Annotated in this window: 4 protein-coding genes; all 4 read left to right on the forward strand. The window is 62.4% G+C overall.

Annotated features, from left to right (window positions below):
- Nucleotides 1-204 (forward strand): YeeE/YedE family protein (locus AC2A1N_RS13605; protein ID WP_484372580.1); only part of this gene is annotated, 204 nt, incomplete at its 5' end.
- Entirely contained in the window at nucleotides 201-632 is a 432-nt protein-coding gene (locus tag AC2A1N_RS13610; protein WP_005420840.1) for a DUF6691 family protein, read from the forward strand. The genes AC2A1N_RS13605 and AC2A1N_RS13610, both read left to right, overlap by 4 nt.
- Nucleotides 629-1,066, forward strand: a complete 438-nt coding sequence (locus AC2A1N_RS13615; RefSeq protein ID WP_005420843.1) for a protein tyrosine phosphatase family protein — start codon at nucleotides 629-631, stop codon at nucleotides 1,064-1,066. Before AC2A1N_RS13610 ends, AC2A1N_RS13615 begins: the two co-directional genes overlap by 4 nt.
- Before the next feature lie 18 nt (nucleotides 1,067-1,084).
- Nucleotides 1,085-1,846 carry a sulfite exporter TauE/SafE family protein gene (locus AC2A1N_RS13620; RefSeq protein WP_005420845.1) on the forward strand — a complete coding sequence of 254 codons (762 nt, stop codon included), beginning with the start codon at nucleotides 1,085-1,087 and terminating at the stop codon, nucleotides 1,844-1,846.
- The last annotated feature ends 14 nt before the right edge of the window (nucleotides 1,847-1,860 follow it).

A 1,860-nucleotide genomic window follows, 5' to 3' on the forward strand; every position in this document is an offset into this window, starting at 1 on the left:
TCCGCAAACGGAGCAGTGGTATTGGTGATTGCCGGACTGCTGGTGGGTTACGGAACTCGCCTTGGCGCTGGCTGTACCAGTGGGCACGGTGTCTGCGGACTAGGCCGGGCATCGCCGCGTTCGGTGGTGGCGACCTGCGTGTTCATGCTCGTGGGCATGGCCACGGCAACCCTGGTACAGATTGCGACCGGAGGCCCGGCATGATCCGTCTTGCCGCGTTCCTGTGCGGCGCACTCTTCGGATTGGGCCTGGTCGTATCCGATATGGCCAACCCAGCCCGCGTGCTTGCTTTCCTGGATGTGAGCGACGCCTGGGACCCCTCCCTGGCGCTGGTCATGCTGGGCGCACTGATTCCTTCCGGCGCAGCCTACCTGTGGATACGCGCCCGAGGAACACCACTGCTTGCCGCATCGCTGCACATTCCCACCCTTCGCATCATCGATCGGCGCCTGGTCATCGGTGCGGCGATATTCGGCCTGGGTTGGGGACTGGCCGGAGTGTGTCCCGGCCCGGCCATCGCGTTGCTGGGAACCGGCCAGCCCTTCGCGATCATCTTTGCCACGGCAATGATCGCTGGCGTGCTCCTGCATGGCCTCATTCATCGCCCCACCGCAACTACGGGACAACCATGAACCTCAAGCCACTCTCTGCCAGCCTCAAGGTGTCCGGTCAGCTCCTGCCAAAGGACATTGAAGCCCTGAAGGAGCAGGCCTTTGCGAGCGTGATCTGCAACCGGCCCGACGACGAACAGCCGGAGCAGCCCAGTCACCATGCGCTGCAGGCTGCCTGCGACCAGGCGGGCATGCAGTTTGCCTATCTTCCGGTAGTGCCTGGTGTTATTACCGATGATCAGGTGCATACCTTTGCCAAGTTGATCGACGCGCTGCCACGCCCTGTTGTCGCGTACTGCAGAACCGGCACCCGTGCTGCGATGCTGTGGGCGCTGTCGGAAGTCGTTCACAATGGAGCGGCATTTGCTGACGTCCTGTCTGTTGCTTCGGACGCAGGCTACGACCTTTCCTCCATCGCAACACGGCTGCAGCAAGGTCCGGCGTCCGCCGACTGACATATGGAAACGCTATCTATGCTGCAGTGGGTGCTGGGCGGCCTGTCTGGCGTCCTGGTCGGCTTCGTCCTTGGCGTGGTTGGTGGGGGCGGATCCATCCTTGCGGTACCACTGATGCTCTACGTGGTCGGGGTGGAAGATCCGCATGTGGCTATCGGCACCAGCGCCCTGGCAGTGGCGGTCAATGCGGTGTCGAATCTGGTGATGCATGCCCGTAAAGGGAATGTTCGCTGGCCCTGTGCCTCGGTCTTCGCCTTGGCGGGGATCGCGGGCGCCTACCTGGGTTCCAGCTTGGGCAAGGCGTTCGACGGCAAGAGACTGCTGGCTCTGTTTGCTGTGGTCATGGTCATTGTCGGCATCGCCATGCTTCGCAGGCGCAACACGCTTGGCTTCGCGGACGCTCGGCTCGGCAGGCGCAATGCACCCGCACTGATTGGGCTGGGCGCCACTGCCGGTGGGCTTTCTGGCTTCTTTGGCATTGGCGGAGGTTTCCTCATCGTGCCCGCACTTGTGGCCGCGACGGGAATGCCGATCATTGCCGCAGTCGGAAGCTCGCTCCTCGCCGTCGCCGCATTCGGCATGACCACCGCACTGAACTACGCGCATGCAGGCCTGATCAACTGGAAGCTCGCGGCAGTGTTCGTCGTTGCCGGGATGGCTGGCGGTACTGCAGGAGCAGCAATTTCGACGAAGCTTGCCAACTATCGTGGAGCTCTGAACACGGTATTTGCAGTACTGATCTTCATTACTGCCGCATACATGCTGTGGAAGGTGAGCTGACCGGATGTGCTCCA

It is taken from the genome of Stenotrophomonas maltophilia group sp. SKK55 (assembly GCF_057179845.1).

Bases quoted from the DNA above. Each gene is read 5' to 3' on its own strand.
- AC2A1N_RS13615 (WP_005420843.1), top strand. From the start codon at position 629: ATGAACCTCAAGCCACTCTCTGCCAGCCTCAAGGTGTCCGGTCAGCTC.
- AC2A1N_RS13610 (WP_005420840.1), top strand. From the start codon at position 201: ATGATCCGTCTTGCCGCGTTCCTGTGCGGCGCACTCTTCGGATTGGGC.
- AC2A1N_RS13620 (WP_005420845.1), top strand. From the start codon at position 1,085: ATGCTGCAGTGGGTGCTGGGCGGCCTGTCTGGCGTCCTGGTCGGCTTC.